Origin of the sequence: Nesiotobacter zosterae (assembly GCF_033843645.1) — a bacterium.
GTDB classification, from domain to species: domain Bacteria; phylum Pseudomonadota; class Alphaproteobacteria; order Rhizobiales; family Stappiaceae; genus Pseudovibrio; species Pseudovibrio zosterae.
The window spans coordinates 14,352-35,594 of sequence record NZ_JAWXVZ010000007.1; the positions used below are offsets into that span (position 1 = coordinate 14,352).

Here is a 21,243-nt window from a genome sequence, read left to right on the forward strand (position 1 = left end):
GTGCGCTGTTCTTTTATGGCTCAGGCGCGCTTGTTCACTTCAAAGAAGCGTTTGAGAGGCGGGAAACTCATGGCGGCCTTGCGGCACACCAGATACTCGCTGGCAATGTCCTTGCTGTCCTTGATGGGAATGCTCTTCAGCCTTGCGTCTGGGGTGAGTTCCCGGTGCAGCACAATGCCGTAGCCAAACCCTTGAGCTGATGCTTCCTTGACGGACTCACGGCCAAAGATTTCCAGCGCGATGTTGGGTCGGACGCCCTGTTTGTTGCAGGCATCCAAGAAGGACTGGCGGGTGTAGGAGCCCTTTTCGCGCAGGACCATCGGCAGTCCCTCCATTTCTGCAATCGATATTTCGGCGAGATGGCTCAAAGGATCATCAACGCGCATAAGAACATGCAAGGTTTGACGGGCGAACAGCTGATAGTAGTAGTCATCGGAGGGGTTGTTGATGCCGATGCTGATCAGATCGACCTGATAGTCATCCAACATGTCAAAGAGCGTTGAGGTGTTGGCTGCATGGAACTCCAGCGGCACGAGCGGATCGACCAGCTGAAACTTGCGGGCGGCGGTGAGCACCAGCTGAGGTGCCGTATAGCCAATGCGAAGGGGGGCGACTGTGTTGCCGACGGCGTACTTCACGGTGTCCAGAAGGCGGCTCGTTTCGTGAAGCGTGTTGCGGGCCGCGCGCTCTACTTTCTTGCCCGGAGTGGTGAGGAGCATCTTGCGACCGATGCGACGAAACAGGGCGGTGCCCATTTCTTTTTCGAGGGTTTTTATCATGTTTGTGACAGCGGGCTGGCTCACGCCCAGCTTTCGCGCAGCACCGCTGACGCTCTCCTCGTCAATTACCGCAATGAATACCTGAAGTTGGCGAATGGTAGGTGCCTGAGCTGCTCTCATGAATTCGGCTTATCTCAATCTATAAGGTCATGTTATGCTTTTATAGTAACAATAATATTTGTCATTCGCCTTTCGCAAGCGGTCCCTATGTGTTTTTGCGGCCTCGGTCTTACAAGGAGGAATGCCGCAATGAAATACCTCGTTTCCGCAAGTTTGATTGTTCTTTCATCGGCTGCCATGGCTGCCGAATGCCCGCAGATCACAGTGGCTGATGCCCAGGATCTGGCTGGCAAGTACCCGCAGCAGTTCGAACTGGTTGAATTTGAATCAGCAGCCAACTGCGAGCTGACTTTCTCTCAGAACCCTGAAATCGAAGAGCTGAACGCTCGCATCATCGGCAACAAGGACCTTGCGCCGGTTGAGCAGCGTTTGCCGGAAGAGCCACTTGTTGTGGCACCTTACCAGCAGATCGGGAACTACGGCGGCGTTCTGGACGGCATGTCCAACGCGACCGAAGCGGGCTCCTCTGACCTTCTGTCTGTTCGTCACGTGAACCTTGTTCGCTTTTCAGACGACCTCGTGACCATCGTTCCCAATGTGGCCAAGGACTACAAGTGGAACGACGACTACACCGAGCTTACCTTTACCTTGCGCAAAGGCCACAAGTGGTCTGACGGTGAGCCCTTCTCCGCCCATGACATTGCGTTCTGGTACAACAACATGACCATGGATCCGCAGGTCGTTGAAAAGCCGAAGGATCTCTGGAGTGCTGGCGGCGAGCCGATCGAAGTAATTGCAACCGACGACCAGACTGTGGTCTTCAAGATGAAGGCTCCGAAGCCAGGCCTTCTCTCCGCGCTGGCAACCAACTACGCGCAGCCGTTCCAGCCGAAGCACTTCCTCGGCCAGTTCCACCCAGCCATCAACCCGGAAGCGGATGCACTGGCGCAGGCTGCTGGTTTCGAAAACGGCTATGAAGTCATCAACTTCTACTATGGCGGATCTGACTGGAAAGACGTTCCGTCCCCACTCCTGAAGGATGCTTCCAAGGTCGAAAAGCTGCCGCGCGCAGTTGTGCCAACTCTGGAAAGCCACGTGGTTGTTGAAGACACCACTGAAGGTCGCCGTGTTGTTGCAAACCCATACTTCCATATGGTCGACACCGCCGGCAACCAGTTGCCTTACATCAACGAAGTGAACGAGTCCTACGTTTCTGACAATGAAGTGCGTGTTCTCAAGCTGGTCAACGGCGAAATGGACTACAAGTCTCAGTCCGTGAACCTGCCAGACGCACCGACCCTTCTGGATGGTCAGGAAAAGGGTGACTACACCGTTGAACTGCGCCCAACCATTGGCCTGCCAACCTTCTCCTTCAACGTGACGTCCACGGACGACGACAAGCGGGCAATCTTTGGCAACAAAGACTTCCGTCTTGCCATGTCTTACGCGATCAACCGTGATGAGATCAATTCCGTTGCCTACTTCGACCTCGGCGAGCCAATGGCCTACATCGCGTTCGATCCGGCTCCAGAGTTTGCAACGCCAGAGCAGCGGAAGTTCGCAACCGAGTTCGACCCGGTCAAGGCGGGCTCCATGCTGGACGCGATCGGTCTGGTGGACAAGGACGGCGACGGCTGGCGCGACCTGCCATCTGGCAGCAAGCTGACCTTGAACATGCAGTTCTCCACGCAGGGCGTTCCGACCACTGTTGCTGAACTGGTGGCTCAAGACTGGTCCAACGTTGGCGTACAGACCACCATAAAGGAAGTTACTTCCGATGAATACCGGTCGGCTCAGTCCGCGAATGAACTGGATGTTCTGGCATGGACCAAGGGGCAGCCGATCCCTGTGATTCAGGGCACGGCGAAGGACTTCATCGTTCCTTTCGATGACTTCTTCGGTCTGCGCAACGGTATGCTCTGGGCTCAGTACAAGGACACCAACGGTGCTGAAGGCATGGAGCCGCCAGCATGGACGAAGGAACTGGAAGCCAAGATCACCGAATGGCAGTCTTTGGTTCCCGGCACGGATGCCTCCAACAAGGTTGGCAACGAGATCATCCAGATCTTCCACGACAACTTCCTGATGATCGGTACCGTGAAAGCTCCTGCACCAATCTACCGCTCCAACAAGCTGCAGAACTTCGAAACGCCGAAGACGTCTTCCTACGACTACTACCGCACCTATCCATACCGCGCTCAGCAGTGGTTCCTGAGCGAGTAAGCGACGTAGTCCTTTGAAAACTAACGGCAAGGGCGATCACAGGCGATTGCCCTTGCTGCCTCACAGGAGCGAAAACATGGCAGCATTCCTGAAATTTGTCGGAATCCGATTAAGCGCCGCCGTCGTGACGATGTTGTTGGTGTCCTTGATCGTCTTCACTTTGATGGAGCTGGTCCCGGGCAACTGCGCAGAGCGCTACATCGCCTACAAGACAACACAGGGCCAGATGATCACCGAAGCCGACGTGTTGGCCGAGGAGATCCGAATGGGGCTCGACCGACCCTACCTGGAACGGTGGGCCAAGTGGGTGACCAACGCGATCCTCCACTTTGACCTTGGTGAAAGCTGCCTGTGGCGTGTGGATGTGACCCAACTGATTGGCGACAAGGTCGCGATCTCCCTTGGGCTGTCCTTCGCCGCGCTCATACTCACGTACATCATTGCGGTTCCGGTTGGCATCCTGTCCGCAAGCCTGCGGGACAGTTGGTTCGACAGCTCCCTGCGCGTTGTCAGCTATCTGGGCCTCGCCCTGCCTAACTTCCTTCTGGCGCTCGGCGTCATGCTGGTTGCTACCATCTACTTTGGTGACACCATGACGGGCTTGTTCAGCGAACAGTACCGCGATGCCCCGTGGAGCCTTGCCAAGTTTGGCGACATGATGAGCCGGGCGTGGCTGCCGATCGTCATTCTGGGCTGGTCTGCCACCGCCATTCAGCTTCAGACCATCCGCGCGCTCATGTCCGACGAGCAGGGCAAGCTCTACGTGACGGCTGCACGGGCACGGGGCATTTCCGGTTCTGCGCTGCTGCTGCGCTATCCCGCCCGTCACGCCCTGGGGCCGGTGATCAACTCCATCGGGTTTGACTTGAACCGCATTTTCAATGACTTGCCGATTGTGGCTGCCGTTCTGGCGCTGACTGATGCAGGGGCGCTGCTTCTGGACGCGCTGGCCCGCTCAAACGACCAGCAATTGGCCGGTGCGATCATTTTGATCATGACCGCAACAATCGTCTCTTTGAATTTCATCACCGACATCATTCTCGCGATCATTGATCCGCGCGTACGCCGGGGGTTCTTCTGATGGGTCTTTTCTCTGCCAAAACCGTCAAGAAAGAAGACTACTACACCGCGTCCCAGATGCAGCTTGTCTGGGCCCGGTTCAAAAAGAAGCGCTCTGCCATGGTGGCGGCGGGTTTCTTGGTCTTCTTCATCCTGTGCGGGGTGTTCGCCGCCTTCATTGGCCCTTACGCGCCCACCGCTGCGGGCCGCAATGCGGATTACACCAATGGGGCACCGCAAGTTCCCCAGTTCTGTGATGACAATGGCTGTTCGTTGGTTCCGTTCATTCACAAGGTGGAACGCTACCGCGGAATGGATACGAACTTTCGCTGGGTAACACGCCAGACCGACGAGCGAAACTACATGACCTTCCTGCCGAAGGTGGAGCCCTACAGGATGCTTGGCATCCCGATGGAACACCGCCTGTTTGGCGTGGAAGAAGGTTTCATTCACCTGTTTGGCACCGATGCGGCCGGTAAGGACATCTTCTCACGTACGCTTCACGCCATCGGCATCTCTCTTGCGGTTGGAACAATCGGCGTTCTGATCTCCTTTGTGCTGGCGCTGATTATTGGCGGTGTTGCGGGTTACTTCGGTGGCTGGGTGGACACAGTGCTGCAGGCCTTGATGGACACGGTGAAGACGACGCCGACCATCCCGCTGTTCATGGCGCTCGCAGCCTTCATTCCAGACGAATGGTCTGCCGAGATGCGCTTTGCATTCATCTCCATGATCCTTGGCTTTCTGGGCTGGGGAACGTTGGCACGCCGTATCCGCACCCATGTTCTGGCGGAGCGCACCGCTGATTATGTGCTGGCTGCCAAGCTGTCATCCGCCGGTCCAGCCCACATTATCGGGCGTCATTTGCTGCCCAGCTTCACCAGTTACATCATCGTGGATCTGGTGATCTCGTTCCCCTACATGGTGCTCGCCGAAACCTCCCTCAGCTTCATCGGGCTGGGCTTGAAAGACCCGGTGAACTCGCTGGGTGTTCTGCTCCAGAACGTGACCAAGGTAGACGTGCTGCTCAACTACCACTGGTACTTCATTCCGGTGCCTATCTTCGTGGCCATCGTGTTGGCGTTTGTGTTCGTCGGCGATGGCTTGCGCGATGCGGCTGACCCTTACTCGGAGCGACACTGATGACCCTTTTGACCGTCAAAGACCTAGAGGTGAAGTTCGCAACTGCTGAGGGCGAAATCACCGCCGTTGACAAGATCTCGTTTGAGCTTGAACCGGGCGAAGTGCTTGGCCTTGTTGGGGAAAGTGGTTCCGGAAAGTCCGTTACCGCCCGTTCTCTGATGCGTCTCAACGCAGGCAACACACGGTATGGCGAAGGCTCCTCCATGATCCTTCGCAGTGGTGAGGAGGAAGTGGACATCCTTCGCCTGAAGACGCCAAAGCAACTGCGCAAGGTGCGCGGGGATTTGGTCTCCATGATCTTTCAGGAGCCCATGGCGAGCTTTGCGCCCGCCATCACCATTGGCAAGCAGATGACCGAGCAGCTGATGCTGCACCGGAAAATGACCAAATCAGAAGCACGAGAGCTTTCCGTTGATCTGCTGAACCGGGTTGGCATTTCTGAAGCTTCAAAACGGTTCGATCAATATGCCTTCGAACTGTCCGGCGGCATGCGCCAACGCGCCATGATTGCCATGGCGCTTTCCACCAAGCCGAAGCTGCTGATCGCCGATGAACCCACGACCGCTTTGGACGTGACCATTCAGGCGCAGGTGATTGATCTCATGAAGGAGATTGTCGCTGAGTTTGGCATGGGCATCATCTTTATCACCCACGATCTGGGCGTGATTGCCCAAACCGCTGACCGGGTGGCGGTCATGTATCTGGGCAAGATCATCGAAACCGGCCCTGTTCGTGAAGTGATCCGCAATCCGGCGCACCCCTATACGCAGGGCCTGCTTAATGCGCTGCCGAAACTGGAAAATCTGGACGCGCCGCTAACGCCAGTGCCGGGCGATATTCCCAGCCCGTTGGAGCGGCCTAGCGGCTGCGTGTTCCATACGCGCTGTCAGCGCGCCATCGAGGGCAAATGCGCCCAGATGGTGCCGCCTGAAGTGCAGGTGGTGGCGGGACACACCTCAGCCTGTTTCTTGAGTGAAGAGCGCCAAGGAGTAGCGGCATGACCGACAAGAAAGTCGCGGTTTCCATCAAGGACCTTTCGGTTGAGTTCTCCATCGGCAAGTCAATGTTTGGCAAGCCGCCAATTCTGACGGCTGTGGGCGGTGTGTCCCTCGACATTCCGCGCGGCAGTTTCTTTGGTCTGGTGGGCGAGTCCGGTTCCGGCAAGACCACTCTTGGCCGCGCAACCCTTCATGCAGCGCCAATTTCAAAGGGCAATATCACCTTCACGGACAGTAAAGACCGTGTTTTTGACCTCGCTAAAATGGACCGCAAGGAAGAGAAAGACTTCCGCCGACGCGCGCAATTGATCTTTCAAGACCCTTACGCTGCACTTAGTCCGCGCATGACCGTTCGGGACATCATCGCCGAACCGCTGGAAGTGATGAAGTTGACCAAATCTCGCGCCGAAACCGACGAGCGTGTGCGTGAGATTGCGGCCCGGTGCCGCTTGAACGTGGAGCATCTACGCCGTTTCCCCCATGCCTTCTCAGGGGGGCAGCGTCAGCGCATATCCATCGCCCGCGCGCTTGTAACTCAGCCGTCCTACATCGTGGCGGATGAGAGTGTGGCAGCGCTGGATGTGTCCATTCAGGCGGACATCTTGAACCTTCTGAAGTCGCTTCAGCGCGACATGGGGCTGACCTTCCTGTTTATCAGCCACGACCTTTCCGTGGTGGCGCACACCTGTGACACGGTTGCCGTCATGTATCTGGGCAACATTGTTGAAGTTGCGCCGCCTCGCAAGCTGTTTGCAGCGCCGCGCCATCCCTACACCCAAGCGCTGCTCTCGGCGATCCCGTCCTTGGATCCTGATCACCAGAGCACGGCGATCAAGCTCAAGGGCGAGATCCCGAGTCCCGTCAATCCACCAGCGGGCTGCAAGTTCCATACCCGCTGCCCGCACGCAACCGACCGTTGCCGCGTTGTGGAGCCGATCATGCGCGGTGATGCGGAGCACAAGGTGGCCTGTCACCTGGTTGACCTGCCCGTTCTGGCTCAAAGCACAGCAACGCAATCGGTGAGTGCATGAGCAGTGCAGTGCTGAAAGTGGTGAAGCCTCACGAGGTGCAGGAAGCTGAACAGCTGTTGCATGCGGGGTTTGCTGAGTATGCCCGAGGGGCGGGCCGTTCCCAAACCGGCCCGTACCCGTGGCTGGCGGATAGTGTCGCCCGCGAAATGGTTCTGTTCTGGAAGGGCCGCGCGGGTATCGTTGTTTTGGACGAGGGGACAGCAGAGGGCCGCGTGACGCTCTCCATGTTCGCCCTTGCGCCCGACCAACAGGGTACCGGGCAAGCTGCCCAGATGATGGCGTCCGTGGTGGACGAGGTTGCGGCGCGCGGTTTCCATGTTCTGGAGCTGTACACGCTGGAGCAATATGGCCACCTGCGCCGCTTCTATGAGCGGTTGGGGTTCGTGCTGGAACGCAAAGGCCGACACCCAACCCAAAAAGACGATCTCACGAGAATATTCATGGCGAGAAAAGTGACTGAAAACGGCAGTGTGAAGCCGCTGTTTCAGGAGGCAGGTGAGTAATGCAGAAGCGCCCAAACATCTTGTTCATTACAGCAGACCAGTGGCGCGGCGACAGCGTGGCCTATGCGGGAAACCCGGTGGTGCAAACGCCGAATGTGGACGCGCTGGCGGGCGAGGGACGTGCCTTCCTGCGCCACTATGCGGCGGCTGCACCGTGTTCGCCAGCCCGTGCGGCCATGTATACCGGCCTTTACCAGATGAACAACCGTGTGGTCGCCAATGGCACACCGCTGGACAATCGGTTTGACAACTTCGCAAGGGCTGCGCGGCGCGCCGGTTATACGCCAACGCTTTTCGGGTATACCGACATTGCTGCGGACCCGCGCACGCTAGACCCCAATGACCCGGCCGGGAAGACCTACGAGGGTGTGCTTCCGGGATTTGAAGTGGAGCAGGCGCTGATTGGCGATGAAGCGCCATGGAAGGCTTGGTTGCGCCGCCGGGGGCATGCAAAGGAAGATGTGAGCCAGCCGTACCTGCTGCCGAAGCAGGAAGGCCGCACCATTCCAAATGGCCCGGCCGTATTCTCCGCCGAAGAAACTCAGACGGCCTATCTGACTGAGCGCTTTATGGAGTGGTTCGATGAGCAACCGGCTGAACGCCCATGGTTTGCGCATCTCTCCTACATTCATCCGCACCCGCCATTCGTGGCTCCAGCGCCTTACAACGACATGTACGCGCCGGAAAACGTGCCGGGCTTCAAGGGCACTGGCCGTGATGATCTGGTGGCGGCGTCGCATCCGCTTGTGGCGCTCATGCGCCGCAAGATGAGCGCTAGTGATTTTGTGCCCGGAACCGAAGGACTGGTTGAGGACCTCGGTGAAGAGGATCTGCGGCGGATCAAGGCGGTTTACTATGGCTTGATCACTGAAGTGGATGCGCAGCTTGGCCGCCTGTTTGATCATCTGAAAACCATGGGCGCCTGGAATAACACCGTAATTGTGTTTACCTCCGATCACGGCGAGATGATGGGCGACCACGGTATGTTGGGCAAGGGCGGCTTTTACGATCAAAGCCAGCATATTCCGCTGATCATCAAGGTGCCGGGCATGGCACCGCAGGCCCCGTGCAAGGCGATGACTTCTGCCGTCGATCTGTTCCCCACGCTGCTGGAGATGACGGGCATTGAGGCGAAGAACGCGCTCGACGGGCAATCCCTCATGCCGCTGATGGCGGGTGAGACTCCAGTGGGCTGGCGCGATGCGGCGCTGTGGGAGTTTGATTTCCGCTACATGGTCGAGCCGGGTTGGCTGGACACGGAAGGTCGCCGGGTGACCGATTATCAGCTGATGGTGCGCCGTGATGAGCGTTATTTGCTGGCGTATTCGCCCTCCGTTCCTCCGGTGTTGTTCGATCTGGAAACCGACCCTGATTGCACGGTGAACCTGTTTGAAACCCCGGAAGGTCAGGAGATCGCGTACCCGCTTCTGGAAGCCATGATGACGGCGCGTATGCGGGCGGCGGACGATTCCCAAAGCGCAAACAACGTTTTGCTCAAGTAGGCAGCAAGCAACTCGAATACCGGACGCGTGCGTGACGGGACGCTTTTACGCGGATGGGCGGCTATTGCCGCATGGAACTCAAAACAAGGACAAAAAGAATGTTGGAAGAGGCTCGGGAAATTGCGGCGGTGGCAGCTGACAAGGCACGTCACTACTTCCGCAAGCCCGTCCGCATTGAGGTCAAATCTGACCTCAGTCCGGTAACCGAAGCAGATCGATCCATTGAAGACGAAGTCCGGGCCCTTCTTGCCTCAAAGTTTCCGGAGCATGGCATCTTTGGCGAAGAGCAAGGCATCGAAGGTGGTGACCGCGACGAGATGTGGATCGTGGACCCTATTGATGGCACGCGCTCCTTCATGACGGGCCATCCGCTCTTCGGCTTCTTGCTGGGACACCTGCACAAAGGGCAGCCGGATGTGGGCGTGATCTGCATGCCGGCGCTGGAAGAGGTGTTTTCCGCAAAAAAGGGCGGCCCTGCTGAGCTGAACGGCGAGGAAATCTCATGCTCGGGGCAGACCGATCTTTCTGAGGCGAACATCTACATCAACGAAGGTGAACGGCTCTACCGCGATCGCCCCGAGGTGTTCGAGCGGCTGCTTTGCGTGGGCAAGAACCGCCGCTTGGCCTTTGACTGCTACCCCCACGCCTTGGTCGCAGCGGGCTATGTGGATGCGGTGATCGACTACGGCCTTGAGCCCTATGACATTCTGCCGGTGTGCGTGGTGGTGGAAGCGGCTGGCGGTGTGATGACCGACTGGTCTGGCAACGCGCTGGATGTGAGGTCGCGCGGGGCGGTGGTCTCGGCGGCAACGCCTGAACTTCATGCTGCGCTTTTGAAAGTACTCAACGAGACCTCTTGAGAATTGATGCCCGCTTCAGGGAGCGCGGGTGTTTTGCACGAAAAGGAACAAGAACATGAGCGATAACAGACTGAAAGCGCCACAGCTTGGTGAGCCCTATCTGCTCACCCCGGGTCCGTTGACGACGTCTTTCACTGTGAAGGAGGCCATGCTGCGCGACTGGGGCAGCTGGGACGACGATTTTCGCGCCATGACCCGTGATCTGCGCGAGCGCCTTTTGGCGCTGCTCGGCGAAGGCAAGGACGCGTTTGACTGCGTACCCCTGCAGGGCAGCGGAACGTTTGTGGTGGAAGCCATGCTGGGTTCCTTCATCCCCAAGGATGGCAAGGCACTGGTGCTGGCAAACGGGGCATACGGCAAGCGCGCGGCGCAGACACTTGACTATTTGGGCCGTGACTACACCCTGCTGGACAAGGGAGACTATCTGCCACCACGCGGGCCTGAGGTCACCCAGATCCTGAGCGAAGATCCGGCGATTACCCATGTAATTGCTATCCATTGTGAAACCAGCTCGGGCATCTTGAACCCGATCAAGGAAATCTCCGAGGCAACCTATGCCGCAGGCCGCAAACTGCTGGTGGACAGCATGTCCGCGTTTGGCGCAATCGAGTTGAAGCCGGAAGACATTCGCTATGAAGCGGTGGTTTCTTCGGCCAACAAGTGCATTGAGGGCGTTCCCGGATTTGGTTTTGTGCTGGCCCGCAAGGATGAACTGGAAGCGGCAAAAGGCAACAGCAACTCCTTGTCGCTGGATCTGCATGCCCAGTGGGCCCACATGAATAAGACCGGCCAATGGCGCTTTACACCGCCAACCCACGTTGTTGCGGCGTTCATTCAGGCCCTGAAAGAGCACAGGGCCGAAGGCGGTGTGCGCGCACGCGGGGCTCGTTATGCCAACAACCGTGACGTCCTGGTGGCCGGAATGCGGGAGCTGGGTTTTGAGACCCTGCTGGACAACCAGTGGCTCTCGCCAATCATCGTGACCTTCTTTTGTCCGGAGCATGAGAACTTCGACTTCACGCAGTTCTACGACCTGATGAAGAAGAAGGGCTTCATCATCTATCCGGGCAAACTCACCGTGGTGGACAGCTTCCGCGTCGGCTGTATCGGTCAGATGGATGAGCACGTGATGCGCGACGTTGTGGTGGCCGCTTCCGAAAGCCTCTCCGAGCTTGGTGTCACCAGTGCCGCGCCACCCGCTGCGGCCTTGAAAGAACGTGCCGCATTGGCTGCATGGCCAGTTCAACCCTAAGGAAGAGAAAAGATGACAAAGTTTAAAGCTGCCGTATTCGACTGGGCTGGCACCACCATTGACTTTGGGTCCTTTGCGCCAATGGGCGTATTTGTGAAAGCCTTTGAAAAATTTGGCATTAACGCCACAATCGAACAGGCCCGCGGCCCCATGGGCGCGCCGAAGTGGGATCATATTCGCGCCATGATGGATGTGCCTGAAATCTCCGCACAGTGGCAGGAAAAGTATGGCCGCACCCCAACGGATGCGGATGTGGATGAGGTCTACAAGATCTTCGTGCCGATGAATGAAGAGGTTGTGGTGGACTATGCCACGCTGGTTCCCGGTACCAGGGAAATGGTGGAGAGCTTGCGCGCCAAAGGCATGAAGATCGGCTCCACGACCGGCTACGTGCGTTCCATCATGGAGCGTGTCTTGCCTGTAGCTGCGGAACAGGGCTATAGCCCGGACAACCTGATCTGCGCCGATGATCTGGCTGAAGGTCGACCAGGCCCGCTTGGCATGTACCAGACGTTTGTTGATCTGGCCGTTTATCCACCGTCTGCTGTGGTGAAAGTGGATGATACGGCACCGGGTATCGCAGAAGGCGTGGCCGCTGGCTGTGTGACCGTTGGGGTCGCGCTGTCGGGAAATGCCGTTGGCCTGACGCCCGAGGAGCTGGCCGCGCTCCCAGAAGCAGACGTTGATGCCCTGCGCCAGAAGGCGACACGGATCCTGAAGGAAGCTGGTGCTGACCATGTGATTGATACGGTTGCCGATCTTCCAGCGCTTCTTGAAAAACTGGAAGCTGAATAGAGCAATCGCTTAACCACGATGATGAAGGCAGGAGGCAGTCCACGGGGCTGCCTCTTTTTGCAAATGCCAGGCTGGCAGGTGCATCCAGAAGCGTTGCAGGTCCGTATGGATGTGTGCGAGATTAGCGCAACATATTCAAAACACGCAGGAAACGGAGCCCGGTTTGCCGAAGATCGTCGATAGAGCCGAGATGCAGAACAGCATCCTTGACGCCGCCATGAAGGCATTCCGCGACAGCGGCTATCACAGCACGACCATGAATGACGTTGCAGGTGTGGCAGGGCTCGGCAAGGGCACGATTTACCTCTATTTCAAGAGTAAAGAGGCGTTGGCAACGGCGCTTGCGGAACGCCATTTTGCTGAGGCTGAAACTCTCTACATGAGGTCCGGTCAGACCGAGACCCTTGAGGCGTTCCTCACGGTTTTGCGAAAGGCGCTCTGCATCACGGATGAGCACGCACGCTCTATTCCGGTATTCTTTGAGGTTTTGGGCCCCAGTTTCGGATCAGACGCTTTTACGGGCAGCATCTCCGATTTCTTTGAGCGTCTTGGCCAGACGTACTCAGCAAAATTGAAGCTGCTGCAGGAAAAGGGGGAGGTGCGGTCCTCCATCGACCCTGATGTTATGGGACGGGCCTTGGCAGCTCAGGTTGACGGGCTTTTGTTGCATCGCGGCTTGTTCTCACTTGGCGAGGACCGGTACCATGCGATGGTCGAGAGTTCTCTTGAACTGTTCCGCAGCGGCTTGAAGTAACAGGCCGCTGAGGAACACTGGCGACTACCGCTAGGCCGGTTTTGGCGCTGAGGCTTTGCGCCCCGCCATCTGGCTGACCCAGATGCTTGCGAGCACAACCCCTACACCCAGCATCTGCACTGGTGTCAGGCTTTCGTCCAGCAGGACCCAGCCCAGAATGACGGCCGTTGTTGGGCTCAGGAAGCCAAGCGTTGAGACAGCCGATGGGGCAAGCAGGCCGACGCCGCGAAACCAGATGTAGTAGGTAAGCGCAGCACCGATAAGACCCAAATACGCAATGCCAAGGATGTTGGTGGAGGTCAGCGGCGGCAAGGCGGGCTCCATGAAATAGGCAAGGGGCAGCAGCAAGAGGCCGCCAGCGCTGAGTTGCCACGCAGTAAAGGTCAGCAAGGACACGGGCGGTTTCCATTTGCGGCTGAGAACCGTGCCGAACGCCATGGACAGTGCGCCAGCAAGCCCGGCGATAATGCCAATGGGGTCAAGAGCGGCGGATGGACCAAGCAACAACAACGCCACGCCGAAGATGCCACCTATGGCCGAAATCACAGCAAACAGAAAGATGGGTGTCTTGATGAGATAAAAGGCGATGAAGATGACGAAAAGCGGCTGCACGGCACCCACAATGGCGGCGACGCCACCGGGAAGCCGGTAGGCGGCGACAAACAGCATCACCCAAAAAATCGCGAAGTTGAATGCCCCGAGCAGGAAAATGCGCCCTACCCATTCGCGGGAGGGAAGGCGGCGCACCAGCAACAGGAGCAAGAGCCCGGCGGGCAGCGCCCGCAGGGCCGCCATGGTAACCGGGTAGCCCTGAGGCAAAAATTCCGTGGTTACATAATAGGTGCTGCCCCAAATTGCCGGGGCAAGCGCGGTTAAAAGAATGTCTGAGAGGCGAACCATCGTTCCTCTCCTTTTCTGTTTCTTGTGTTTCTGGTGCCGCCCTGAAATTGGGGGTGGAGCGGGCGGCACCAGTGCCCTGCAGCTAACCTTGTAATCCTGAGTTGTTACAGAGCCAGACGCATGTTGGCCAATAGCTGTTCGCGCAAGTCTTCCAACGGCGTGTTGATGAGACGCATTCCCGTTTCGCGCACGATGACGGTTGGAACCGAGCGCACATGAAGCTTCCGGGCCTGAAGTTGATCTGCGCTGACCGCTTCGGCAATTCGGTCACTTTGAATGTCGCGCTCCATCAACTCACCATCAAAGCCGATGGAAGCAGCCACATCCAAAACGGTTTTCGGGTCGGCAACATTGCGGGCATCCGTTAAGTGCGCTTGTTGGAGGGCATCAAACAACGCCCAATGGCCCTCCTGACCGCCTTGCCGTTCCGCTGCCTTGCAGGCTTTGGCAGCAACCAGGCCCCAAGGGTATTCGAAGGGCGCAGCGCGCATGGCAGCGATATTGATCCGCTCAGGCGTGTCCGAAGCGGCCTTGCAGGCTTGCCAATGGCCAAGGATTGTTTCCTTGGCCTCTGGCATGGAGCCAAACGCGGCAATCATCTGCTCTCTGGTTTCCTGCAGAACAAACGTGTGATGGATGATCTCCAGAGCAAACTCCGAGGACAGCGTGCGTAGGCGAGGTGACAGGTTGAAGCACCAGCCGCACACCACGTCATGGAAGAAGTCGAGTGTCAGCATGGGGCGGGCCATGGTTACACCAGTTCAGGCTGTTCAGTGACAGATGGAGTGGCCACCAGCCGTGCAGCTATTTGTGCGATGTGTGCGCCCTGAAAGCGAGCCCCGGCCAGATCGGTTTCTGTGGGCTGCAGTTCGCTCGCCCCGCCAGCGACAGTGCCTGCACCGTAAGGCGAGCCGCCGATGATGTGGTCAATCCGCGTTTGTTCCTGAAAGGTGTAAGGCATTCCGGCAATCAACATGCCCAAATGCTGAAGTGCAATCTGGAATGACAGGATCACGCTTTCCTGGCCGCCGTGTTGAGAGCCGGTGGAGGTGAAAATGCCGCCGACTTTACCAACCATTGCGTTGCGCGCCCACAAGCCGCCGCACTGGTCGATGAACTGCTTCATCTGTGCAGCCATGTTGCCGAAACGGGATGGGGTTCCGAAGATGATGGCGTCATAGGTTTCAAGTTCGGCAACAGTGGCCACGGGCACTTCGAAGTCTTGATAACCAGCGTTATGGCGCACCTCTTGCGGCACGGTTTCTGGCACCTGTTTCACATCAACAGTGACGCCTGGCACCTGGCGCGCCCCTTCTGCAACAGCTTGCGCCATGGTGTGGATGTGGCCGTAGCTGGAGTAAAACAGAACAAGTACTTTAGTCATAACACGCTCACTTGGTTGGTTGGGTTGTGATCTGTGCTGACTATGAGGGAGAGCTGCGGCGTGAATAACCGTGGGAAAGTGAGAGGACTTTTTACGAGGAGTAAAAAATCACTTAGGCGCTGAGTTCACTTTCCAGAAACTCGATGAAGGTGCGGGCCTTGGCATCTGCCGCCAGACGACTGGCCAACACGGCGTAGATGTTGCGCGAAGGTAATGAATATTCGGGCAAAACCCGTTCAAGAACGCCGCTTCCTTCCAAAGGAGCGGACAGGAAACTTGGCAGAGAGCCAATGCCCTGATTGGCAAGCAGCATATCCCGAATGAAGAGGCTATTATTGACACTCACTTCGGGAGTGACCAGCAGCGTCGTGCCATCGGCGGGGCCTTCCAGTTGCCACGTGTGTTCGTGATCGGCGAGGGAAAAGCCGAGCTTGCTATGAGCTGAAAGGTCTTCAGGGGAGGTTGGGCGGCCGCGCTCGGACAGGTATTTTGGGGCCGCAAACAGCGCTTGATCCGACCGACCAATTCTGCGGGCGATGAGGGAGGAATCGGGAAGTTCCCGCAGCACCCTGATGGAGATGTCGAAGCCGCCCTCCACCATGTCGACAACCCGGTCATCCAATGTGATGCCGAGATGAAGGTCGGGATAAAGCTCCCGAAACCTTGCTGTGATGGGGGCAAGAACGGCGATGCCGAAGGACAGGGGCGCATTGACGCGCAAGGTGCCTTTGAGCTGCTGCGCGCGGGCCTGAATGCCGGTTTCCAAGGCCTCCACTTCAGAAAGCAGGCGGCGGGCCTCTTCGTAGTAGTGGGCGCCGTGCTCGGTGAGCGTCATGCTGCGGGTGGTGCGCGTGAGCAGCACACAGCCGAGACTTTCTTCAAGCAGCTTGGTCTCTCGGCTCAAAATGGCGGGAGAAAGACCAAGATCCTTTGCGGCCTTTGAAAAGCTTTTCAGCTCCACAATCCGGCAGAAGGCACGCATGACACTGAGTTTATCCATAGTGAGTTTTCTTGGGCTTGAGAAAGGTGGCAGCTTGAAGGGGAGCAACCAAACGAACAGGTAGCACAGCCACTTAAGGAATGCCAAATGGAACGGCTCAATGGTGGTAAACGTGTGTCGCGTTAAAAGGTAGGCCCGTTTCGCAGCGTGTTTCACCAACGGCCACGGTCCAAATCGTCGTTTTGATAGGCTTTACCTGCGTAAGTGGATATCGTAATACCTCGCTATTACGCATTTTGAGCAGGCGGAAATGGTAGATCTGGGCGAAGCCCTCAAGGCAATCAACAATCCGGTTCGTATGGATATCTTGAAGTGGTTGAAAGAGCCACTCGAGAACTTCGATGTTGCGCGTCAGCAAGTGGATGCGGGCGTAGAGGGCGTTTGCGTGAGCCTGATTCAGGAGCGCTCCGGGCTGTCTCAGTCGACGATCTCTTCTTACCTGGCAACGCTGCAACGGGCCCAATTGGTTGTGTCAAAGCGCATTGGTGCCTGGACCTACTACAAGCGCGACGAGGAGAACATCGCCGCGTTTCTTCAACAGTTGAAGCGCGATTTGTAAGGAGCCTGCTCATCTTAGCTTAGATGTTGTCAGGCCTTCATTTTCGCTTGCGTGCACAGCACAATTTTCGCCCGGCATGATTGTTGCGATGCAGCAATTTTGTTGACATGCCCCTGCGGTATTCGTTATTCCTTCCCCTTAGGCACTACCTATGCGTCAGAGCTGCAAGCTGAACCGCTACAGTTGAGTCACGGCGCATCGCGCCAGACCGGGAGGAACTTGGACGATGCGGAATTTCTCGAAATCATCAGCCCAATTTGAACATGCGGATGGACGCTCAGCTGCCGCCAGCGGTGCGCGCGGCAAGCCTGTTGCCAAAATACAGGCACCTGCCGACATGGAAGGTGCGGCGGACGTGATCGACAAGGCGTTCAAGTCCAGCATTGCCCATATGACCAAAGGCCTGTCGCCAGCGGGCATGGCGACCAAAGGCTTTTCGTGGGCAGCACACTTGGCTCTTTCTCCCGGCAAGCAAATGTTGCTGGCGCAAAAGGCGCTGAAAAACAACATGCTGCTGTGGAGCCATTTGGGTGACGCAGCGATGGGGGCAAAAGCAGAGCCTTTTGCCAAGCCCCAAAACGGCGATCGTCGTTTCTCCAGCGAAGACTGGCAGAAGTGGCCCTACAACTATCTTTATCAGGCTTTTCTTCTGAACCAGGAATGGTGGCAGGAGGCGACCACCAATGTGGATGGCCTTTCCTCAAAAGACGAACGCGAGGTGTCTTTTGTTGCCCGTCAGTTGCTGGACATGTTTGCTCCTTCCAACGGCATTGCAACCAATCCGGAAGTGCTCAAGACTGCACTGAAGGAAGGCGGCATGAACTTTGTGCGCGGCGCAGAGAACTTCGCTGAAGATTTTGAGCAATATTCGTCGGGCAAGCGACCGGAGAGTCTGGACCAGTTTAAGCCGGGTGAAGCGGTGGCCGCCACCGAAGGCAAAGTGGTCTTCCGCAACCATCTGATTGAACTCATACAATACAGCCCGGCCACGGAAACTGTATATCCAGAGCCGATCTTCATCGTTCCTGCGTGGATCATGAAGTACTACATTCTTGATCTGTCTCCGGAAAATTCTTTGGTGCGGTACCTGGTCGAGCAAGGACACACCGTGTTCATGGTGTCCTGGCGCAATCCTACTGCGGAAGACCGCGAACTTGGCATGGACGACTACCGCCAGCAGGGCGTCATGGACGCGCTGGATGCCATCTCCACCATTGTGCCGGATCAGAAAATTCACGGCGTGGGCTATTGCCTTGGCGGCACCATGCTCTCGATCGCAGCAGCGGCGATGGCCCGTGATGGCGATGACCGTTTTGCCTCTCTGACCACGCTGGCCGCGCAAGTGGACTTTACCGAAGCGGGTGAGCTGATGCTGTTCATTCGCGACAGTGAAATCGCGTTCCTGAGCAACATGATGTGGGAGCAGGGCTATCTGGACGGGATGCAGATGGCAGGTGCTTTCCAGATTCTGCGGTCAAACGATCTGGTATGGTCTCGCCTCGTGCATGACTACTTGATTGGCGAACGCACTGGCGTGAACGACCTGATGGCTTGGAATGCGGATCTGACGCGCATGCCGTATCGCATGCACAAGGAGTATCTGACCAAGCTGTTCCTTCACAATGATCTGGCAAGTGGGCGCTATATGGTTGGAGACCGCCCAATTCATATCGCAGACATTCGCGCACCGATCTTTGCGGTCGGTACGGTGAAGGATCACGTGGCGCCATGGCGCTCCGCCTACAAAATCACCGCGCATCCGGCAACAGATGTGACCTTCCTGCTCACCAGCGGGGGGCACAACGCGGGCATCGTGAGCGAGCCGGGCCATCCACGTCGCCACTATCAGGTGCAGACCATCAAGTCTGGCGACCCTTACGTGGATCCAGACACTTGGCAGGCCCAGGCCCCAACCAAAGAGGGCTCCTGGTGGCCTGAATGGCACGCTTGGCTGGCCGAGCGATCTGGCGAGAAGGGCAAGCCGCCGACAATGGGCGCACCGCGCAAGGGCTACAAGGTGCTCTGTGATGCGCCGGGTGAGTACATTCACCAGCTGTAAAGCGCCGAGAGAAGGGAAGGGTTGGGCTAAGCCCTAGCCCTTTCACTTCGGCACTGAGGCGACTGTCAAGATTGCGGAGGCATCCAGTTTGTGGGCGTTCATCATTTCAGCGATCTGCTCAATTGCAGCACACAACGCCTCCCGATCCGCCTCCGAGCACTGGGCCAGTTCATCCTTGAAATCTTCGTGGAGCAGCGCGGGTGCGCTCTGCAATACCGCCGTGCCGTCGTTCGTCAGACGCGTGTGAACGATTCGCCGATCCTTGCCGGAGCGGTAGCGTTCCACAAGTTGTTTCTTCTCCAGCGCATCCAAAATTGTCACAATGGTAGCTGACGATAGGTCAGCATGTTGGGCAAGGGTTTTTGAAGTGACTTCTCCAAGATCATTAATCCCTTGCAAAACAACAATTTGCGGAATTGTAAGACCGCTGGCACGGGCTACTTCACGTGAGCGAAGATCAATGGCCCGCACGATGCGCCGGATCGATTTAAAAATCCGGTCTGAGTGTTCTATTGCCATGGTTCGAGTTCCGATAATTTGACCTCTAATGATTAGAGGCCTATGTAAAGCGCGTCAATCTGAATGTATGGAGGTAGAATTAGGTATGTGTGGTATTTGTGGTGAGTTTGTATTCGGAGCCGAAGTCGCGAATACCGCGCGTGTCGAGAGGATGGCTCACCAGATGGCGGCACGCGGTCCGGACGCCATGGGTGTTACCACCAGAGGCCGGGTTTCCTTTGGCCACCGACGCCTGACTATCATCGATCTGAGCGAGCGCGGCACCCAGCCCATGCAGGACCCGGACTTGGGCCTGACGCTGGTGTTCAACGGCTGTATCTACAACTACAAAGAACTGCGCGAAGAGCTGAGCGCCAAAGGCTATCGTTTCTTCTCCACCTCCGATACGGAAGTGATCCTGAAGTCCTGGGCTGAATGGGGTGACAAGGCTCCCGAGAAGTTCCATGGCATGTTCGCTTTTGCCGTTTACCACCATGAGTCCGGCGAGGTTCACCTCGTGCGCGACCGTTTTGGCATCAAGCCGCTCTACTATTCACAGAACAACGGCCGTGTTGCATTTGCCTCCACATTGCCGGCGTTGCTGGCTGGCGGTGAGATTGACACCAGCATCAACCGCATCGCCTTGAACCACTACATGAGCTGGCATGCTGTGGTGCCCGCACCCCACACCATTCTAAACGGTGTCAAAAAGCTGCCTGCAGCAACCATCCGCCGCTACGACCGCGACGGAAACGTTACTGATCGCGTCTACTGGGCGCCAAGCTTTGAGCGTAGCGTTGAGGATGAAGAGCGCAGCATGGAAGAATGGCGCGACATGGTGTTGTCAGGCCTGCGCACTTCTGTGGACCGCCGCATGATTGCTGACGTACCGGTGGGCGTCCTCCTGTCTGGCGGCGTGGATTCAAGCATGATTGTCGGGTTGCTGGCAGAGCAGGGGCAGCAAGGGTTGGCTACGTTCTCCATCGGCTTTGAAGCAGCGAACGGCGAGCGCGGCGACGAGTTCGTCTACTCTGATCTGATCGCCAAGCACTATGGCACAAACCATACCAAGATCTTCATTGAATCCAGTGAGATGCAGAAGCATCTGCCAGATGCTATCGCCGCCATGTCAGAGCCAATGGTGTCCTATGACAACATCGGCTTCTATCTGCTGTCCCGTGAAGTTTCCAAGCACATTCGCGTGGTGCAATCCGGGCAGGGTGCGGACGAGGTCTTCGGCGGGTATCACTGGTATCCAAAGATGGTTGGGGCCAACAGCCCGGTAGAAGCTTATATGGACGCGTTCTTCGATCGCTCGTTTGATCAGATGCGCGCGCATCTTTCCAAGGACTATTGGACCGATCGGGATGAGAGCCGCGCGTTTGTGGAGCAACATTTCGCGTTGTCCGGGGCGACCGACCCGGTAGACAAAGCATTGCGGCTCGACACCAACGTGATGTTGGTGGATGATCCGGTCAAGCGCGTGGACAGCCACACCATGGCATGGAGCCTTGAAGCTCGGGTGCCGTTCCTTGACCACGAACTTGTGGAACTCGCCAACCGGATTCCTTCGCGCCACAAGCTGGCGCATGAAGGCAAAGGCGTTTTGAAGGAAGCAGCCCGTCTGGTCGTGCCGAGCGAAGTGATCGACCGTCCGAAGGGATACTTCCCGGTTCCGGCACTGAAGTATCTGGAAGGCAGCTATCTGGACATGGTGCGCGATGCGCTTTCCAGTCAGTCGGCTCGTGAGCGCGGTCTGTTTAATCAAGGCTATTTGGATCAACTTTTCGCTAACCCAAGCGACCACATTACCAAGCTTCGTGGCTCGGAACTGTGGCAGGTTGCGCTTCTCGAAATGTGGCTGCAGTCACAGGAGGTATAAGG

Annotated in this window: 20 protein-coding genes; 14 read left to right on the plus strand and 6 right to left on the minus strand. The window is 57.2% G+C overall.

Annotation, left to right across the window (positions count from 1 at the left end; genetic code table 11):
• Nucleotides 1–20 precede the first annotated feature (20 nt).
• Nucleotides 21–899, minus strand: coding sequence for a LysR family transcriptional regulator (locus Q3Y58_RS11580; RefSeq protein WP_274219602.1), 879 nt, complete (start codon nucleotides 897–899; stop codon nucleotides 21–23).
• Between the two features lie 129 nt (nucleotides 900–1,028).
• Between Q3Y58_RS11580 and Q3Y58_RS11585 the strand changes: the two genes are divergently transcribed.
• The 11 genes from Q3Y58_RS11585 to Q3Y58_RS11635 all read left to right on the plus strand — a co-directional run bounded on the left by Q3Y58_RS11585 (nucleotide 1,029) and on the right by Q3Y58_RS11635 (nucleotide 12,959).
• Entirely contained in the window at nucleotides 1,029–3,062 is a 2,034-nt protein-coding gene (locus Q3Y58_RS11585) for an ABC transporter substrate-binding protein (RefSeq protein WP_319622334.1), read from the plus strand.
• 76 nt (nucleotides 3,063–3,138) lie between these two features.
• On the plus strand, nucleotides 3,139–4,143 hold the full coding sequence (locus Q3Y58_RS11590) for an ABC transporter permease (RefSeq protein ID WP_274219604.1): 1,005 nt from the start codon (nucleotides 3,139–3,141) through the stop codon (nucleotides 4,141–4,143).
• Nucleotides 4,143–5,264 carry an ABC transporter permease gene (locus Q3Y58_RS11595; protein ID WP_319622335.1) on the plus strand — a complete coding sequence of 374 codons (1,122 nt, stop codon included), beginning with the start codon at nucleotides 4,143–4,145 and terminating at the stop codon, nucleotides 5,262–5,264. The genes Q3Y58_RS11590 and Q3Y58_RS11595 overlap by 1 nt, the downstream gene beginning before the upstream one ends.
• Nucleotides 5,264–6,265, plus strand: coding sequence for an ABC transporter ATP-binding protein (locus Q3Y58_RS11600; protein WP_274219606.1), 1,002 nt, complete (start codon nucleotides 5,264–5,266; stop codon nucleotides 6,263–6,265). Before Q3Y58_RS11595 ends, Q3Y58_RS11600 begins: the two co-directional genes overlap by 1 nt.
• Nucleotides 6,262–7,293 carry an ABC transporter ATP-binding protein gene (locus tag Q3Y58_RS11605; protein WP_319622336.1) on the plus strand — a complete coding sequence of 344 codons (1,032 nt, stop codon included), beginning with the start codon at nucleotides 6,262–6,264 and terminating at the stop codon, nucleotides 7,291–7,293. The genes Q3Y58_RS11600 and Q3Y58_RS11605 overlap by 4 nt, the downstream gene beginning before the upstream one ends.
• Nucleotides 7,290–7,796 (plus strand): GNAT family N-acetyltransferase, encoded by a 507-nt coding sequence (locus Q3Y58_RS11610; RefSeq protein ID WP_319622337.1) that lies wholly within the window; start codon nucleotides 7,290–7,292, stop codon nucleotides 7,794–7,796. Before Q3Y58_RS11605 ends, Q3Y58_RS11610 begins: the two co-directional genes overlap by 4 nt.
• Entirely contained in the window at nucleotides 7,796–9,298 is a 1,503-nt protein-coding gene (locus Q3Y58_RS11615) for a sulfatase-like hydrolase/transferase (protein WP_319622338.1), read from the plus strand. Before Q3Y58_RS11610 ends, Q3Y58_RS11615 begins: the two co-directional genes overlap by 1 nt.
• Nucleotides 9,299–9,396: 98 nt before the next feature.
• The gene (locus Q3Y58_RS11620) at nucleotides 9,397–10,158 is read left to right on the plus strand and encodes an inositol monophosphatase family protein (protein ID WP_319622339.1); all 762 of its coding nucleotides are present in this window, start codon (nucleotides 9,397–9,399) and stop codon (nucleotides 10,156–10,158) included.
• A 55-nt stretch (nucleotides 10,159–10,213) separates the two neighbouring features.
• Nucleotides 10,214–11,410: a 2-aminoethylphosphonate--pyruvate transaminase gene (locus Q3Y58_RS11625; RefSeq protein ID WP_319622340.1), complete on the plus strand. Its 1,197-nt coding sequence runs from the start codon at nucleotides 10,214–10,216 to the stop codon at nucleotides 11,408–11,410.
• A 12-nt stretch (nucleotides 11,411–11,422) separates the two neighbouring features.
• On the plus strand, nucleotides 11,423–12,205 hold the full coding sequence (gene phnX, locus Q3Y58_RS11630) for a phosphonoacetaldehyde hydrolase (RefSeq protein WP_274219612.1): 783 nt from the start codon (nucleotides 11,423–11,425) through the stop codon (nucleotides 12,203–12,205).
• A gap of 163 nt (nucleotides 12,206–12,368) precedes the next feature.
• The gene (locus tag Q3Y58_RS11635) at nucleotides 12,369–12,959 is read left to right on the plus strand and encodes a TetR/AcrR family transcriptional regulator (protein ID WP_319622341.1); all 591 of its coding nucleotides are present in this window, start codon (nucleotides 12,369–12,371) and stop codon (nucleotides 12,957–12,959) included.
• 30 nt (nucleotides 12,960–12,989) lie between these two features.
• Here the strand turns inward: Q3Y58_RS11635 and Q3Y58_RS11640 are convergent, their stop codons facing one another.
• The 4 genes from Q3Y58_RS11640 to Q3Y58_RS11655 all read right to left on the minus strand — a co-directional run bounded on the left by Q3Y58_RS11640 (nucleotide 12,990) and on the right by Q3Y58_RS11655 (nucleotide 16,243).
• Nucleotides 12,990–13,859 carry an EamA family transporter gene (locus tag Q3Y58_RS11640; RefSeq protein ID WP_319622342.1) on the minus strand — a complete coding sequence of 290 codons (870 nt, stop codon included), beginning with the start codon at nucleotides 13,857–13,859 and terminating at the stop codon, nucleotides 12,990–12,992.
• A gap of 104 nt (nucleotides 13,860–13,963) precedes the next feature.
• Complete coding sequence (locus Q3Y58_RS11645) at nucleotides 13,964–14,608, minus strand: DsbA family oxidoreductase (protein ID WP_319622343.1); 645 nt, start codon at nucleotides 14,606–14,608, stop codon at nucleotides 13,964–13,966.
• Between the two features lie 2 nt (nucleotides 14,609–14,610).
• Complete coding sequence (gene wrbA, locus Q3Y58_RS11650; protein WP_319622344.1) at nucleotides 14,611–15,243, minus strand: NAD(P)H:quinone oxidoreductase; 633 nt, start codon at nucleotides 15,241–15,243, stop codon at nucleotides 14,611–14,613.
• A 112-nt stretch (nucleotides 15,244–15,355) separates the two neighbouring features.
• The gene (locus Q3Y58_RS11655) at nucleotides 15,356–16,243 is read right to left on the minus strand and encodes a LysR family transcriptional regulator (RefSeq protein WP_319622345.1); all 888 of its coding nucleotides are present in this window, start codon (nucleotides 16,241–16,243) and stop codon (nucleotides 15,356–15,358) included.
• Between the two features lie 250 nt (nucleotides 16,244–16,493).
• Between Q3Y58_RS11655 and Q3Y58_RS11660 the strand changes: the two genes are divergently transcribed.
• Together Q3Y58_RS11660 and Q3Y58_RS11665 are read left to right on the plus strand one after the other, a co-directional pair.
• Nucleotides 16,494–16,802 (plus strand): ArsR/SmtB family transcription factor, encoded by a 309-nt coding sequence (locus Q3Y58_RS11660; RefSeq protein WP_274219618.1) that lies wholly within the window; start codon nucleotides 16,494–16,496, stop codon nucleotides 16,800–16,802.
• A 226-nt stretch (nucleotides 16,803–17,028) separates the two neighbouring features.
• Complete coding sequence (locus Q3Y58_RS11665) at nucleotides 17,029–18,861, plus strand: PHA/PHB synthase family protein (protein ID WP_319622346.1); 1,833 nt, start codon at nucleotides 17,029–17,031, stop codon at nucleotides 18,859–18,861.
• 42 nt (nucleotides 18,862–18,903) lie between these two features.
• On the opposite strand, the gene Q3Y58_RS11670 is transcribed toward Q3Y58_RS11665, so the two are convergent.
• A complete protein-coding gene (locus Q3Y58_RS11670) occupies nucleotides 18,904–19,380 on the minus strand; it encodes a MarR family winged helix-turn-helix transcriptional regulator (RefSeq protein WP_274219620.1) in 477 nt (158 codons plus the stop codon).
• Nucleotides 19,381–19,465: 85 nt separating this feature from the next.
• Between Q3Y58_RS11670 and Q3Y58_RS11675 the strand changes: the two genes are divergently transcribed.
• The gene (locus tag Q3Y58_RS11675; protein WP_319622347.1) at nucleotides 19,466–21,241 is read left to right on the plus strand and encodes an N-acetylglutaminylglutamine amidotransferase; all 1,776 of its coding nucleotides are present in this window, start codon (nucleotides 19,466–19,468) and stop codon (nucleotides 21,239–21,241) included.
• Nucleotides 21,242–21,243 lie beyond the last annotated feature (2 nt).

Bases quoted from the DNA above. Each gene is read 5' to 3' on its own strand.
- Q3Y58_RS11600 (WP_274219606.1), top strand. From the start codon at position 5,264: ATGACCCTTTTGACCGTCAAAGACCTAGAGGTGAAGTTCGCAACTGCT.
- Q3Y58_RS11605 (WP_319622336.1), top strand. From the start codon at position 6,262: ATGACCGACAAGAAAGTCGCGGTTTCCATCAAGGACCTTTCGGTTGAG.
- Q3Y58_RS11580 (WP_274219602.1), bottom strand. From the start codon at position 899: ATGAGAGCAGCTCAGGCACCTACCATTCGCCAACTTCAGGTATTCATT.
- Q3Y58_RS11585 (WP_319622334.1), top strand. From the start codon at position 1,029: ATGAAATACCTCGTTTCCGCAAGTTTGATTGTTCTTTCATCGGCTGCC.
- Q3Y58_RS11615 (WP_319622338.1), top strand. From the start codon at position 7,796: ATGCAGAAGCGCCCAAACATCTTGTTCATTACAGCAGACCAGTGGCGC.
- Q3Y58_RS11625 (WP_319622340.1), top strand. From the start codon at position 10,214: ATGAGCGATAACAGACTGAAAGCGCCACAGCTTGGTGAGCCCTATCTG.
- Q3Y58_RS11620 (WP_319622339.1), top strand. From the start codon at position 9,397: ATGTTGGAAGAGGCTCGGGAAATTGCGGCGGTGGCAGCTGACAAGGCA.
- Q3Y58_RS11640 (WP_319622342.1), bottom strand. From the start codon at position 13,859: ATGGTTCGCCTCTCAGACATTCTTTTAACCGCGCTTGCCCCGGCAATT.
- Q3Y58_RS11595 (WP_319622335.1), top strand. From the start codon at position 4,143: ATGGGTCTTTTCTCTGCCAAAACCGTCAAGAAAGAAGACTACTACACC.
- Q3Y58_RS11665 (WP_319622346.1), top strand. From the start codon at position 17,029: ATGCGGAATTTCTCGAAATCATCAGCCCAATTTGAACATGCGGATGGA.
- Q3Y58_RS11590 (WP_274219604.1), top strand. From the start codon at position 3,139: ATGGCAGCATTCCTGAAATTTGTCGGAATCCGATTAAGCGCCGCCGTC.
- Q3Y58_RS11655 (WP_319622345.1), bottom strand. From the start codon at position 16,243: ATGGATAAACTCAGTGTCATGCGTGCCTTCTGCCGGATTGTGGAGCTG.
- wrbA (WP_319622344.1), bottom strand. From the start codon at position 15,243: ATGACTAAAGTACTTGTTCTGTTTTACTCCAGCTACGGCCACATCCAC.
- Q3Y58_RS11670 (WP_274219620.1), bottom strand. From the start codon at position 19,380: ATGGCAATAGAACACTCAGACCGGATTTTTAAATCGATCCGGCGCATC.
- Q3Y58_RS11645 (WP_319622343.1), bottom strand. From the start codon at position 14,608: ATGGCCCGCCCCATGCTGACACTCGACTTCTTCCATGACGTGGTGTGC.
- Q3Y58_RS11675 (WP_319622347.1), top strand. From the start codon at position 19,466: ATGTGTGGTATTTGTGGTGAGTTTGTATTCGGAGCCGAAGTCGCGAAT.
- Q3Y58_RS11610 (WP_319622337.1), top strand. From the start codon at position 7,290: ATGAGCAGTGCAGTGCTGAAAGTGGTGAAGCCTCACGAGGTGCAGGAA.
- phnX (WP_274219612.1), top strand. From the start codon at position 11,423: ATGACAAAGTTTAAAGCTGCCGTATTCGACTGGGCTGGCACCACCATT.
- Q3Y58_RS11660 (WP_274219618.1), top strand. From the start codon at position 16,494: ATGGTAGATCTGGGCGAAGCCCTCAAGGCAATCAACAATCCGGTTCGT.